The sequence below is a fragment of the Viridibacillus sp. NPDC093762 genome (genome assembly GCF_050279675.1).
Taxonomy (GTDB): domain Bacteria; phylum Bacillota; class Bacilli; order Bacillales_A; family Planococcaceae; genus Viridibacillus.
Genome location: NZ_JBNNUK010000005.1, coordinates 98,164 through 111,919, shown reverse-complemented (window position 1 = coordinate 111,919; position 13,756 = coordinate 98,164). Strand labels below are relative to the sequence as shown.

21 protein-coding genes are annotated in these 13,756 nt (G+C 32.3%); 5 read left to right on the top strand and 16 right to left on the bottom strand.

From position 1 onward, the window contains the following. The first annotated feature begins 19 nt into the window (after positions 1-19). On the top strand, positions 20-454 hold the full coding sequence (locus ACQKM9_RS08860) for a hypothetical protein (protein ID WP_427734022.1): 435 nt from the start codon (positions 20-22) through the stop codon (positions 452-454). Positions 455-554: 100 nt separating this feature from the next. Here ACQKM9_RS08860 and ACQKM9_RS08855 read toward each other — a convergent pair whose 3' ends face one another. Further along, positions 555-1,193 (bottom strand): LysE family transporter, encoded by a 639-nt coding sequence (locus tag ACQKM9_RS08855; protein ID WP_427734021.1) that lies wholly within the window; start codon positions 1,191-1,193, stop codon positions 555-557. A gap of 182 nt (positions 1,194-1,375) precedes the next feature. Then, positions 1,376-1,861, bottom strand: coding sequence for a GNAT family N-acetyltransferase (locus tag ACQKM9_RS08850; protein WP_427734020.1), 486 nt, complete (start codon positions 1,859-1,861; stop codon positions 1,376-1,378). Between the two features lie 454 nt (positions 1,862-2,315). On the opposite strand from ACQKM9_RS08850, the gene ACQKM9_RS08845 reads away from it, so the two are divergent. Next, positions 2,316-2,936 carry a YdcF family protein gene (locus ACQKM9_RS08845; RefSeq protein ID WP_427734019.1) on the top strand — a complete coding sequence of 207 codons (621 nt, stop codon included), beginning with the start codon at positions 2,316-2,318 and terminating at the stop codon, positions 2,934-2,936. A 260-nt stretch (positions 2,937-3,196) separates the two neighbouring features. After that, entirely contained in the window at positions 3,197-4,441 is a 1,245-nt protein-coding gene (locus ACQKM9_RS08840) for an MFS transporter (protein ID WP_427734018.1), read from the top strand. A gap of 198 nt (positions 4,442-4,639) precedes the next feature. Here the strand turns inward: ACQKM9_RS08840 and ACQKM9_RS08835 are convergent, their stop codons facing one another. The 10 genes from ACQKM9_RS08835 to ACQKM9_RS08790 all read right to left on the bottom strand — a co-directional run bounded on the left by ACQKM9_RS08835 (position 4,640) and on the right by ACQKM9_RS08790 (position 9,866). Continuing rightward, positions 4,640-4,777 (bottom strand): hypothetical protein, encoded by a 138-nt coding sequence (locus ACQKM9_RS08835; RefSeq protein ID WP_427734017.1) that lies wholly within the window; start codon positions 4,775-4,777, stop codon positions 4,640-4,642. 278 nt (positions 4,778-5,055) lie between these two features. Then, positions 5,056-5,178, bottom strand: a complete 123-nt coding sequence (locus ACQKM9_RS08830) for a hypothetical protein (RefSeq protein WP_427734016.1) — start codon at positions 5,176-5,178, stop codon at positions 5,056-5,058. 17 nt (positions 5,179-5,195) lie between these two features. Continuing rightward, positions 5,196-5,420: a hypothetical protein gene (locus tag ACQKM9_RS08825; protein ID WP_427734015.1), complete on the bottom strand. Its 225-nt coding sequence runs from the start codon at positions 5,418-5,420 to the stop codon at positions 5,196-5,198. A gap of 132 nt (positions 5,421-5,552) precedes the next feature. Continuing rightward, positions 5,553-6,083 (bottom strand): GNAT family N-acetyltransferase, encoded by a 531-nt coding sequence (locus ACQKM9_RS08820; protein WP_427734014.1) that lies wholly within the window; start codon positions 6,081-6,083, stop codon positions 5,553-5,555. A 306-nt stretch (positions 6,084-6,389) separates the two neighbouring features. Continuing rightward, entirely contained in the window at positions 6,390-6,932 is a 543-nt protein-coding gene (locus tag ACQKM9_RS08815; RefSeq protein WP_427734013.1) for a DUF402 domain-containing protein, read from the bottom strand. A gap of 102 nt (positions 6,933-7,034) precedes the next feature. Continuing rightward, positions 7,035-7,499, bottom strand: a complete 465-nt coding sequence (locus tag ACQKM9_RS08810; RefSeq protein WP_427734012.1) for an NUDIX hydrolase — start codon at positions 7,497-7,499, stop codon at positions 7,035-7,037. A gap of 44 nt (positions 7,500-7,543) precedes the next feature. Next, on the bottom strand, positions 7,544-8,074 hold the full coding sequence (locus ACQKM9_RS08805; protein WP_427734011.1) for a hypothetical protein: 531 nt from the start codon (positions 8,072-8,074) through the stop codon (positions 7,544-7,546). A 39-nt stretch (positions 8,075-8,113) separates the two neighbouring features. Next, entirely contained in the window at positions 8,114-8,776 is a 663-nt protein-coding gene (locus ACQKM9_RS08800) for an HAD family hydrolase (protein ID WP_427734010.1), read from the bottom strand. Positions 8,777-8,829: 53 nt separating this feature from the next. Next, positions 8,830-9,045: a hypothetical protein gene (locus ACQKM9_RS08795; protein ID WP_427734009.1), complete on the bottom strand. Its 216-nt coding sequence runs from the start codon at positions 9,043-9,045 to the stop codon at positions 8,830-8,832. A 23-nt stretch (positions 9,046-9,068) separates the two neighbouring features. Next, positions 9,069-9,866 carry a GNAT family N-acetyltransferase gene (locus ACQKM9_RS08790; RefSeq protein ID WP_427734008.1) on the bottom strand — a complete coding sequence of 266 codons (798 nt, stop codon included), beginning with the start codon at positions 9,864-9,866 and terminating at the stop codon, positions 9,069-9,071. Between the two features lie 123 nt (positions 9,867-9,989). Here ACQKM9_RS08790 and ACQKM9_RS08785 point away from each other — a divergent pair, with 123 nt between their 5' ends. After that, entirely contained in the window at positions 9,990-11,012 is a 1,023-nt protein-coding gene (locus ACQKM9_RS08785; RefSeq protein WP_427734007.1) for a DUF2332 domain-containing protein, read from the top strand. A gap of 147 nt (positions 11,013-11,159) precedes the next feature. Here the strand turns inward: ACQKM9_RS08785 and ACQKM9_RS08780 are convergent, their stop codons facing one another. Further along, positions 11,160-11,624 carry an SMI1/KNR4 family protein gene (locus tag ACQKM9_RS08780; protein ID WP_427734006.1) on the bottom strand — a complete coding sequence of 155 codons (465 nt, stop codon included), beginning with the start codon at positions 11,622-11,624 and terminating at the stop codon, positions 11,160-11,162. 341 nt (positions 11,625-11,965) lie between these two features. Here ACQKM9_RS08780 and ACQKM9_RS08775 point away from each other — a divergent pair, with 341 nt between their 5' ends. Beyond that, a complete protein-coding gene (locus ACQKM9_RS08775) occupies positions 11,966-12,280 on the top strand; it encodes a MarR family winged helix-turn-helix transcriptional regulator (RefSeq protein WP_427734135.1) in 315 nt (104 codons plus the stop codon). Here ACQKM9_RS08775 and ACQKM9_RS08770 read toward each other — a convergent pair. From ACQKM9_RS08770 to ACQKM9_RS08760, 3 genes are all read right to left on the bottom strand, one after another. Continuing rightward, on the bottom strand, positions 12,273-12,473 hold the full coding sequence (locus tag ACQKM9_RS08770; RefSeq protein ID WP_427734005.1) for an NUDIX domain-containing protein: 201 nt from the start codon (positions 12,471-12,473) through the stop codon (positions 12,273-12,275). The two genes, ACQKM9_RS08775 and ACQKM9_RS08770, sit on opposite strands and share 8 nt — an antisense overlap. Positions 12,474-12,583: 110 nt before the next feature. After that, positions 12,584-12,895, bottom strand: a complete 312-nt coding sequence (locus ACQKM9_RS08765; RefSeq protein ID WP_427734004.1) for an RNHCP domain-containing protein — start codon at positions 12,893-12,895, stop codon at positions 12,584-12,586. Between the two features lie 539 nt (positions 12,896-13,434). Further along, positions 13,435-13,725: a DNA-binding protein gene (locus tag ACQKM9_RS08760; RefSeq protein WP_427734003.1), complete on the bottom strand. Its 291-nt coding sequence runs from the start codon at positions 13,723-13,725 to the stop codon at positions 13,435-13,437. Between the last annotated feature and the right edge of the window lie 31 nt (positions 13,726-13,756).

Here is a 13,756-nt window from a genome sequence, read left to right as displayed (position 1 = left end):
TGGAAAAGGGAGGGGTTTTTTGTTAAATGAAAATCTAACTAGGAAGAAACTTGGACTTTTTTCTATTTTTATGGTCTTATTCTGTTTAATAGTTGGAATTCTAGCTTACTCTTTTAATATTTATCCTGGGGGTTATTCAATAAAGGAGAATTCAGATAAAGTAACTGTTATAAAAAAGAGTTTTTCCGAAAAAGAGAACTATACTTTTGAGATTTCGGAAGAGAACGAACTAATAATTTTCTTAATAAAAAATGATGTCGAACAATTACAAACTATGTGGTTAATAATCATTTTTAGTGTATCTTCATTGTTAATTAATTTTGGAAATCTACTACACAGAAAAGAAAAAAACGCATTTTATATAACTTCCATACTCCTAATAATCCTATTACCATTAGTGATTAATGTTTATATCGGTAAGTTGGATCATATAGAACAATTATTAGAAATTTAAAAAATAATTAAAGAGACTTGACTAAAGTCAAGTCCCTTTCAACTACCTTATAGACATACTAGTAATAAGGTTCGGTCTATATATAACTACTAGCCTTGTGTTAACTTCTTAGTGTTCCTACACTCCTATAAAATTCAATAAAGAAATACACACTAAAGCCAATTAGTATTACCCCCGCAAGAACAGAAGCCCATTGAATATATCTAGTGTTTAATACCTTCCTCGTACCAGCAATTATTGTCATTAAGCCAATATCATGTATCAATATCCCAATTAATATGCCCGATCCTATTACTAGAAAGTTAATCGTATTTGATGCATCAAAAGAATTAATCAAAATAGGTCCAAAAATACTAACCCAAAATACTAAGTTCCCTGGTGAAATCGCTACAAGTAAGCCATTAAAATATGATGATTTTAGTGATTTTGTCGATTTTTCACCTGATAGTGAAATACCATGTCCTGCGTTTTTTATACTATCATAGCCGACATAAAGTAAGAATAATGCACCGAGCAACCACAAGAAGGTTTGAATAATAGGAACAGCTAATACTGAAGCTAATCCAAAATACAATAATAAAATAAGTACTAAATCTACTGTCATTCCACCTAGTCCAACAACCCAACCATGCATAAAACCATTTTTAAGCCCCTGCTTCGTCATCTCTATAGTAATTGTTCCAACAGGGAGTGCAATGGAAAGCCCTAGTAAAATATTTGTTAAAAATAGTGTAACCAACTAATAACCCCCTTCATATGTATTTATATATTTATATATATTAATATAAAATGAATTATTATGCAATAAAATGAATATTAAAAGAGTTGTTAGTTAAATAGGCTACACTCCAAGGAAAGTTGCAAAAATAGTGATTGTCCAGAATTCTACAAGGAATATTAAATAGCTTCTTTTTTACAATCCTAGTCTTTCATCATCCTTTTCAAATAACGAATTAACGTCATCTCGCTATTGATTTCTATTTCTAATCCGGTCTTACAGTAACCTAGTTTTTCATAAAAATAGCAATTCTTCTTCTCTTGTTTTATCGTATCAAGTTCCCATTGACGTGTTTTATTGTATTTTTGTTCTACTTGTTTAAACACTTCTTGAGCAATTCCTTTACCCTGAAAAATCGGATGAATATATATAGGACTTATTCTTGCTCGATTAATTTCTCTTGTAACAACCCTAATGCCTCCAGCCATATTTTCCCCATAGTAAATTACGTAATAATCTGAATACGTTTCAGCTATTCTATTTGCTAACTTTTCGATTGGTTCATTCGCCGGGTTTGTTTCTAAATCATTGTATTTTATTAATAGAGGCATAAAAGCGGCTACTTGGATTTTATGTAATGCTGCAAGATCTTTATTCGTCGCAATTCTTAATGTTATTTGCTTAGGCATTCACAACACCCCTTATTTTGGAAATAATGTTATATGTATTGTCCCATACTTAGTTGAAAATTAAAATTAATTATTAGATTTTTATAAATTGCCTTATTTCGTAATTATTGTGGAAACCTACTGTCCATCAGCTTTCTAATCTATTTTTAACTGAATTGAATATACTCGTGGGATTAGTTAATAAAAATAAAAAAGTGATGCTATCCATGAGTAAAAGTTCATTTTCTTCTACTCCTTTTTCAAATACATTAAAATGCATTACAAAAATTGTTAATGCTGGTGAAATTATATGCAGATTAGCTATACTATATTTATAGCAACAGAGTAAGTAAGGCGTATATAGTTATTCAAATCGGTGCATTGTCGTAAAGTAAAAAGCATGTACTAGGTCAAACTAAATTGCAAAAGATTGTATTAATGCTGTGGATTGGTTACTAAACAGTCGAGGTGATTTATGAAAATAAATATTTCTCAGTTGCAACCAGATAAACTATCAGACGCTCAACTCACAAATCTTCTGTTCAAAAATCTAGAGGATGATAATGTAGAGGGGGATATTATTTTTGTTCCAGGTAGTAGTAAAGCTGTAATATATCGCTTACCAAAGGCTATACAACTATATAATGAAGGTAGAGCGAAGAAAATATTATTTTCTGGTGGAGTTATTTGGGAAGGCACAAGCTTAACTGAGGCACAATTATTAAAACAAAGGGCTATCGAGTTGGGAATCCCAGAGGAGGTTATTTTAACAGAAGACCTATCACTTCATACGAAAGAAAATGTCCTTTCTTCACTACTGATACTAGATCGTGCATTTGAATTACATAAAATTAAGAGAATTTTAGTTGTTACTACTAGTTATCACATGAGACGAACGCTATTAAACCTTAAAACCTTCATGCCGGATTGGATACAATATTCAATGTGTCCCGTAGATGACAATACTACAAAGGCTTATAACTGGTTTGAAAATCCATATGGTAGAAACAGAGTAGAAATGGAAGCCAATAAAATTATTAAATATGTTAAACAAGGAAGTATTATGGATGAAATGATAGACATCTCCGAATGTTGATGATGATTTTAAACACTAAATTTATGTAATGACTGTCAATTTAGGCAGTCATTTTTCATTGGATATTTTTTTAAAAATTCAGCTTATCACCATTTCTTTATGTTATCATTTATTATAAATATTACCATTTTCAGCAAACACCCCTCTGCTAATTTGGATTCGATGATCAAATTCAACTAAGAAATTCTAAAACCAATTAAGGAGTGAAGCCAATGTAGACAACAATCTTCTCTTGAACAATTAAATAAGAGGGGTTGTTTGTGTTGAAAAATAAATCATTTCGTGCATTGCTGGCAGGAGAGTCTATAGCCAATGCAGGAGATACATTTTACATTGTGGCTCTCATCACAACTGTTTTTAGTGTGACAGATTCTTTGTTTTATGTTTCTTTAGTTCCGGTCATTAATTTGTCTGGTGGATTTTTGGGTGGATTGGTCGCACCGCTTTTAATAGACCGATATAAATTAAGGTCAATTTTACTGAAGTCTCAATTATTGAAGACCTGTCTTTTACTTGTGTTATCACTGTATGTATCATTATTTCTATCAATTGATACGTTTGTGATCATTTATTTACTTATTTTTTGTACCAATTTTTTAGATGGCTTCGCCCATCCTACTAGTAGTGCGATTATTCCTGAGCTTATTGAAGAGACTTACTTGTTAAAAGCGAATAGTCTCATGTCATCTGTTTATCAGTTCATCAATATGGCCGGATGGGCAGTTGGTGGCATTTTGGCAGTGCTTTTGCATTCAAGTGGATTGTTAATTTTAACGTTTACCTTGTTTGTATTGTCCACACTCTTATTGTCATTTATTAAAGTCGAAGAGAAGAAACATGCTACACCATCAACTAATAAAAAAAGTAATCTGCATTCCTTTTTAGAGGGATGGAAATTAATATTGGTAGATAATAAGTTGCGGATTCTTCAAATCACACTGTTTTTAGGTTCCATTGCAGGTCCTGTCTGGGTGTCTTCTATCATTTACCCTTTTATAGAGTTACGACTGCATGAGGGTACTGAATGGTGGGGCTATATTAATGCAGCTTTCTTTTTAGGTTTATTTTTTGGTGGTTTGATCGGGTATAAGAAGTCTGATTTAATTGACCGAAACATCCACCTTGTCATATTGATATGTAGCTTCGTTGTATTTTTAATGACTCTTTTGTTTGGAATCAATAGTTCCCCATTACTCGCCCTTTTAGTGAGTTGTATTTATGGTTTATTCTACGAATTAAGTATGATCGCCATTAATACACTCATTCAAGGAAGAGTCAAAGAAAAACTTCTAGCAAAAGTATATGCTGCTCAAAGTTCTATAACTATGGCTACTTTTGGTATCTCCACACTAATCATGGGTGTCATAGGGGAACATATTAATATCGTTGCTGTATATATGGTTTCTTCAATTGTTTTATTGTTGTCATTTCTGATTCTTTTGATAAAGAAAAAACACTTATCTTTATCAGTAGTTGATACAAATAAAAGCGTCGAAAATGAATAACTTAGGATTAAGAATATAAGTATTATAAAAAACGTCCATTCAAGTTCAAAAGTGAACTGAGTGGACGTTTTGTTTTTATAGCCTGCTTTTATCTATTGTACTATTTCCTGTTAATCAACTCCTGAAACTACCTTATTCAAGTGTACAAATCTATCATTTCCATTATGAACTTTCAACAGAGGTCCGAGAACTATCGAATTAAAAGTTAAAATAGATGAAGAAGGCTACAATTACGATTAAAATGATTGTTTCAAGAAAATTATAATCCTGGTCTTTTTTATTGCGGATTTGTTCTCGATAAAGCCGTTGAATTTGTTTTTTATTCGCAAACTTCATCAATACTCCCCCAACTAATCATATTGTGTAATCATGTATTACAGTTATTGCAGCTAACCGGACTTATTATCTATTTATTACCAATAATACCATTTCGTTTATTTTTATCTATAATTATTTTTTTGTACTTCTTTTAATATTGTATGCTCGGATATGATTTCTTCTAAAGGTATAGGCCCAAGTACATTTTTTCACTAATTTCTTTCAAGCAATTTTTTTATATTACATAACGTTTCATTTGCAAGATGGCATCAATCATTAGTGAAAGTCACCCATAATTAACGGTCTTTAAAATGATGATTAGATAGATGTTGGTGGAGTTCAGGTATTTGTGTAAACTCCCAGACATCATCTATATCTGCTTGAATAGGTATTTCTACACAAATTGGTTTATTCTTCATTCTACAACACCACTACTTTAATACTTTGGCCGCTTTGCCCAAGCTGCTACAAACATCAACCAAAAGCATAGGCAACTCAATACTAAAATAACTACCCAATCATAGTAAGGAGTTATTTTAAACACCAAAATCATATATAGTAATGCCACAGAAAAACTAGCCCACAAAATGCCTTTTTGGCTAACCGTTGCTTGAAGATAAATAAATCCCATTGTAATAATTATAGGCAAATAAAAATTCATAATTCCCCTCCCCTTTTGGTGATTATCTTATTCCCTCAGTATATTAGGTTAATATTAACAAAAAAGGGATTTAATAAATAGGTGTAAAAAAATAGCCTATACTTTTAAAAAGTATAAGCTATTGAAATCAACTCAATCTGTTTTCAATTTAGAATATAAATTAAGGTCGATAAATTTTCCATTAGATTTTTCGGATTGTCTTAGTGTTCCTTCGAATACAAAGTTTAACTTTTGCAAAACCTTTATGGAATTTATATTTTCAGGTTCTACTTTTGCTTCTATTCTATTTAATTCTAAAGACGTGAATGCATAATCTAACAAAGCATTGATTGCTTCAGTGGCATATCCATTACCCCAAAATGATTTAGCGAGGTCATAACCGATTTCCACTTTGGCATTTTCAAAATCTATGGAATTAAAACCACATGAACCGATAATTTCATTCGATTCCAACTCAATGATCGCGTAACGCACAGCTTTGTCTTCTTGAGCCAATTCATCTAATAGCTCTATCATATCTTTTACTTGGTTTTCATCAGTAAAACTGCCGATATTCATGAATTTAGTAACATCTGGGTCAGACCAAATCCTAAATAAACTAGGAGAATCCGATACCTTCATTTTTCTTAATAATAATCTTTTTGTGTGTAGTTCTGTAATCAATACTTTTCCCTCCATTATGTTTTTGTAATTGGGTTAAAGTTATTGATATCTGCGCATAGTTCAGTCCCTTCAGTGTAAAATCTGGTTTTATTATACAAATTTTATTTGACTAACACAAATAGAAAATTATTTATTCTATTGTTCATGGAATTCAGGACTTTTCATAAAGGTAAGAGCCTTACTACTCTTTTCATGTAGCAAGGCTCTTACCGGTTACTTAATTTTGGATTATTAAAACCATATCTTTTCAAAAATGAGATGTAAAAACCTTTGAATCTAATGGTGAATATATGGTACAGCTCTCTATTATAGATTTTCTCTCAATAAGCGCTCTCTATGTACATTACTTAATTTTATATATTGAAACGTTTCATTCTGTAACTCTTCATAGATTGTATTAAAATTAGAGAATGCTAAATTATATTGTTCTTGTGTAATCCAGCCTGCAACTAACGCTTCTTCAATTTCTTCTAAATCTTTTTTTATTATTTCCCCTGTAGGTAAGACAATTATATCTAAAAACAGATCTTCCATATAGGGCACACCATTCTCAATACCATTATGAGTTGTAATATCTATATACCATTGAATAATCTCATTCGATTCGTTGAACATTGTAGTAATTGCAAAATGTTCATTTTCAGGAAGCTGTTGAAGCCAAGAATATCCATTATCGACAATACAAATTTTCTTGTTACAATGGTAAGTCCATAATGGTTCTTTTACTTTGTTTAAAGTTAATAAAGCAATATTCCCCGAAAAATTTGTATCAGAAATATATATGTGTTTGTATTCACGTTCTAAAATTCTTGTCCAATCTTCTCTAGTGACGAAACGTTTTTTTAACAAAGTGAGATCACTCTTTTCTCCTTATTATTAAATAATCGAACTCAGTTATATCAGCTAAATCCTTTTCATCTGCATATCGAATAAAAGCCACTACAGCCACCCTTAAACTTCATTTAATCCTAAGATAGATTCCTTGAAAGGCATAATATATCCTCTATACTCTTCAGTTAAAGAATCTGGTATTTGGTTAATATTAAAATATTTTAAATCGCCAGTTTCTTCTTGGCCTTTGTTCATTTTACCTGTAATATTTCTCGTTATATAAACTGCGGTTACTGAATATACTTCATCACTATTTACTACTTTGCTATCATAACTTTCACCAGAAAACACACCCAACAATTGTAAATCATCAATAATAAATCCTGTCTCCTCTAACACTTCTCTTTTCGCTGTTTCTTCTAAACTCTCACCCTGCTCCATTAAACCACCGGGCAATTCCCAGACACCGTCCGATCTGTGTTGCAATAATAGCTCATTATTTTCATTCACTATAAGTACAACAGACCCTGGTAAGATTAATGGATGATTTCCAACTAGTTTTCTTATTTCGCTTACATAGCTCACACAATCCACTTCCTCTCATTTAATATAGCTTAGATAATTAAAGTTTATTTTTTCTTTGTTGGTAAGAACACGTAAGAGATGCTAATCAGACCGTCTATTACTAAGACAACCGACCATATTTTCCAAACTTGATAAAGTGCTATTGTCTGCTCGTCTTTTCCTAGTATTAGCAGCATACCCCATAAAATTAAAGACCCTATGACATAGGCAATAATATGTTTTACAAACCCTTTCGCTTCATGCTTTCCTTTTTCTTTCCCATATAATTTTTTAGGTCGTTCGCCAGTTTTTAATATATACCTTTTAAATTGTTGATCTGCCCACTCGATCATTTGCTTTCCATAGGCAATGGATACACCTATATAAATAGCTGATAGTCCGTGAAAAGTATTTGCGGTTGCTCCATTTTTTAAATCTAACGCCGTCAGTACTATCAGTACGAGATCGATTAAGGGTGTTGCAGCTAATACCCAAATGCTTATACGCTCTAATTTCAAAATGTAGCGTAAAACTAAACCAGCTACGATTAATAGCCAAAAAGCAATTTCTGCTCCAATAATAAAATAAATAATCATTTCCTTACCCACTTCCTTGCAATAAATAAGTGCATTAATTCAATTCTTTTCTAACTGCTTAAGCAAATCGAAAACTTCCTCTAGTTTATCAATAATATGCTCGGATTTATACGACTCTATCAATCGATCTCTCTTCCAAATTCCTATCATTCCCACATCAATGGCTGCTTCTACATCGTTTGTTGGGTTATCACCAATAAAAACTGCATCATTCGGAGACACATTTAATTTAGCTAATGCATATTCGAAAATGTTCTTATCTGGCTTTTTCATTCCCACTTCTTCAGAAACAACAATGACATCAAATAGATATTCAATTCCGAGAACTCTAATATTCGCTCGTTGAAAGCCTACTTTCCCATTCGTGATTATTCCTAGCAAATACCCTTGTCTCTTTAATTCAACTAATACTTCTTTATATTTTGGAAAGCCAATTACAAAATACCGGAACCGTTCCGTATAATCGTTTAATAATTCTTCAACAAATGTATCTAACTGATATTCTTCAATTAGCCGAGTATATACTTCATCTTTCCAAACATATCCCCGAGCATCTAGCTCTACAATTTTCTGAATCAATTGACCCTTTTCAATATGCCCCCATACTGCGTGGAACCTTTCATATTGGTCGTCCAAAAACGCAAGCAATGATGCATCTCGATTTAGAATCGTCTCATCTAGGTCAAAAAGTATAGCTTTCATATATGCCTCCTAGAAGATGTAGTTGATAAAAAGGTTATCCTATACTCCCCCTTCTACTTACCACGTTTAAATAAATTGATAGCATGTGAAAATGCATAAGCAGACACTAAAAAGCTACAGAAGATTCCAGACCAAAAGACCGGACTACTCAACTCAGGTATTAGTTTTTCTCCAAGCGGTCCAGTTCGAGGCTGATAGATATACCAAAATTGCCATACTATTGTCAGGAATACGGTTATTGAAACAACCATTAAGAAGTACTTTTTCAAACGATCACCCACCTGTAACAATGCTAGTTGTACTTATTGTAAATCGCCTTTGTGTACACTAAATCCATCTTACTTTTCACCATATTAGCATGACTGGTACTTTCGAACTTTGCTTCACTTGTCATATATACGGCCCCTTGCTTCAAGGCGTACTGCGCCCTTGCTTTAATGAGCCCTTTTTGGATTCCTTGACCACGATATTCTGGCAGTGATGTTGCTGCAGCTAATGTAGCTATATAATCCTGTATATATAGCACTGCAATTCCAACCATTTTGTCATCTTTGACTGCTTTAAAGAATTGCCAGCCTTGAATCTCATACAAAATCTCATTATTTTGTTTAACGCCATCTGCGATGAATTCAGGTAATCCATAACCTTTTACATAGACATTTGCAAAATCATTAAAGTCCTCTTTCTGTAACAACTGAATTTCGCAATTTATTTGACATGAACTATTTGCTATTTCCCTAACATCTCCAATGAAAGATGCATGAAAACCAGTTTGAATAAATTCATGTTTACGTAACTCATGAAACAACTCTTTACTCGCATTTTGCGGTGCTACCTCAATTTGAAAGTCCATATTTTGTTGTTTATACCAAGCTACCATTTCAGTTAAGTAGATATAATCTTCCTCATTTATATTTCTTACAGTATTAAATGCTGTTCCAGATATACGTGGTACTTGAAATGCAATAGTCGAGCCAAACTGTTTCATTTGAGAACCCAATTCATTATTATTTTTGGACTTAAACGTATTTAATCGAGAAATTAACGTATTATTTTCACTTTGCATAACAATGTCTGAAATTTTTCTCATATTTTTCACCCTTTTCATATATACAAAATTCTTTCATATGATTTAATTTACTAAAATATGAATATTATGTATATTTATTATAACAGAATAAGCTATTGACTATTAAGATTGGACGGTGAAAATATGATCGTTTCAGAAAAAATCAGTCGTAATTTTACTATATTTGCTGAAAAAGAATGTGCTGGGTCTAGTCGTTTATATGAATGTTTATCTTATGAAATTGCTAAAGATGACGCTATATTAGAGTTGTCTAGTCATATCCCACAAGATCAACCGAAGCCAAATTTACTTTTTGCTAGTGTACAATATTTACTAAATAATTCAAATTCATTAGAGTTACGCACTTATTATCCAAGCTTTGTATCAAACGCAAAAAATCCAGAAGAGGCTTTTCCACATTTCAAAGCATTTTGCCTAGAACATTGGGATTCGTTAATATTATTGTTTCAAACAAAACTGGTACAAACCAACGAAGTCAGACGATGTGCTTACCTTTATCCCATTTTCACCGAAATTTTTGCTAAGCACAACAAACCGTTAACACTGATTGAAATAGGTACAAGTGCAGGACTTCAACTTGGATTAGACCAATATGCTTATCAATATAATGAAGGTAACCTTATCGGAAAAATCGATTCTAGCGTACTTATAGAATCTACTAATAAGGGAAAAGCATTACCAGAGTCCATTAAAACACCTCCAATTATTAGTAAAAGAGTTGGCATCGATTTACACACAAATAACGTGAAAAATACAGACGATGTGGCATGGTTAAACGCTCTAATTTGGCCGGAACATACAGATCGCCGTAAAATATTTAATGCAGCGACAAATGTTATTCAAAATTTAGAAATTGAACTAATAGACGGTAATGCCGTGGAATTATTAGAAGACATTGTAAAACAAGTAAATAAAGATTCTATTATATGCGTGTTCCACACCCATGTTGCTAATCAAATACCTTTCGTTCAAAAAGAGCAATTGGTGAAAAATTTGCAGACAATTAGTACTGAAAGAGAGATTTATCATATTTACAACAATCTATTTGATGCAGATTTGCACCGTGATTATTTTTATAAAAAAATCTGTGATGAACATATATTTGAACGTCCTGATGGTCATGCACGTTGGTTTGTCTGGGGCTAAATACCAAAAAAGAGGAACTGTTTGATTAGACAGTTCCTCTTTTTCCGTAAATTTTAATTTTATCTATAATTAATTCTTAAATAATGCGTTATGGTATACTTATTTGCTCATTAATAGAGAGTATTAAATAATCGATTATTTCTTATTTTACAACTCATCACAGACTATTTCATATAAAAACTCACCAAAATTATCTGCAATCGCATCGTATTCTAGACCCATGCTTAAAGCTGGCATATAAGAAACAATCTCTGGTTCCCCTGCCTTTATTTGATTGAAATCTAAACAGAATAGTTCACCATTTCCCGGATTATAAATAACTAAGAGATTACTAGGCAAGCCAACTTCTTTTCTCAATGTTAATGTATAATTAATACCATTTAACATTGAAGGAATCTCGAAATCATCACTAGAAATACCCAAAATTTTAACACCTGCAAAGATTCCCGCACCAAACGTTTCCAAGAAACTTCTATATGAACCTATTATTTGTAATCCCAAGACCTTCTCTATTTTCTCAAGTAAATTGCTCGGCTGAGGTCCTACAAAACTAGCTATTTTTTCTTCGGTTAATATTAACTCTTTAGCAGCTTCATACGATGATAATCTCATTTTCTATCATCCCCCACCAGTTCATAATCTCACATTAAGTTTATCCTTAATATATTCTATGTAGCATTTAGTATATTCACTACTTGTTTTAAAGAAAATTTTTAACTGTATAGAAATTCACTTATTGATAGAGTTTTTTCTTACTTAATATTTCTTCAAAGTGGTTTAAATAACCTGCAGAAAAAGGAGCTAATTAAAATATTTAAATGTAAAATCAATAAGCTCCATTTTTTGATAACCTTATTACCCAATTACCGAATTCTCAATAAAAAATAGGTGACTTCTCAGTTGTAACTAAACAAACTGGAAAGTCACAGAATTCTAATTAATTGGAGTGATTAATTATTAAAAACGTAACATTTCAACATCAATTCATTACAATTTGGGATAAAAAACTAGAAACTTTTAATTTAACGATAGAGCAGGCTCGTTTCATCGGTTATCTATTCCAGCATGAAGATGAGGGTATCTTACAAAAGGATATGGAACGTGCTTTCCAACGAAAAGGATCAACCATTAGTAGCATTGTACACAATTTAGAGAAAAAGGGTTTTATCGAAAGTAAAGTAGATATGAAGGATGAACGAAGACGGATCATTCATGTACTGCCTAAAGGGAAAAATCTGGTTGAAGATTTCAATTATTTTTTCAAATAATTGGAAACCGCTGTGGTAAACTTATATCTACTTCCTCTTTGATTTCTTTTACTAATGCTGCTTCTAAATCTTCGCCGAACTCTACTTCTCCCCCACCGATTTCATCATTATGGTCTCGTTGGACAATCAATAATTTTCCTTCATTTAAAATAATACCTTTAACAGCTACGATAATTTCATTTTCGTTTATCATTTTTATCAACCTTCTTAACAAATAAATAAAAGGATATCCCATTCGGAATATCCTTTTAACTGCTCAGTATTCTTTATACTGATAAAATAACTTTGAACATAGTAAATTTTTTAAACCACCGACTTCATAAAAGAAATAAGCTGATCTTCTTGAGTCGTATTTATTGCTACTTTATTTTTACCGACCTTGCCACATTTTACACATTCATGAATCAGTTGATACCCTTTTTTACTTGAGTATTCCATACCGATAGGGACCATTAACCCCCTACATACACTTGCTCGATCACCTGGTTTTTCATCCATATGCTTAGAATATAGACAGTACGGACAATGATTTCGAAAGCTCCCGTTTGTTAATGGTTCAATTTGCGCGCCACATTGCTCACATTGAAATGCTGTATTTTCTGTTTTTCTGCTCACGTGCCATTCCTCCAAGATGTTATTTTCATCTATGGAGAAAGGGTTCCGTTCGTTTTTACTACTAATCGTAGCTTCAGGCTTTTGTAAGAAATGGACCCATTCACCGCCTCGATTTACGAAGCGATTACTTCTAGTTCCTACTTCACTTGAGCTTTTTTCATCTCATGATCCGGACCTCGATTGACTTTATGAATTTGTATCAACCACTGTAGGACAGTCAATGCCACCCTCCACTAGTAGGTGTTTTCTTACAATCACTGACTAAGGCATCGTCCCCTAAACAGCACGCTCGCTTTTAATAATGGTTTTCAAAATACCACTCCAACTCTCACTATGTTCAAAGTGTTCAATTTAATTATAACAGATTCATGTAAATTTTTTCCTACACCAAATACAATAAGTATGTATCATCTAGCCAATTAAAAGGGACCAAATTTGGTCCCTTAGCTGCTCATATGTAAAATACAGATAATGAATCATCATCTATTTTATTTTCTTGTTCATGTAAGATCTGTTAAACCTCTGCAATACAAATAAAGTTATTGCCGCTCCAACCACTCACTTATCTTTTTCTTCTGAAAGAAGATATGCCCATTCATTTCAATATACGGAACCTCTGGATGTTCAGATATAAAATTGCTAGTCGCTTCTTTTGGTACATTTAAAAATACATGTAATTCCTTTGCAGCGACTAATTCAAATTCTTCTTCATCATTCAGTATATCCAACAAACTTTTCGCATTTGGATTGCCAAAGTTTTTCAAACCATTACCTATTAGATAACCGGCTAGTAAAATACAGCAACCTAGCCAAATAAAATCATTACTCAACTTAAAAACTCCTTTAAAACCGTTAGCAACT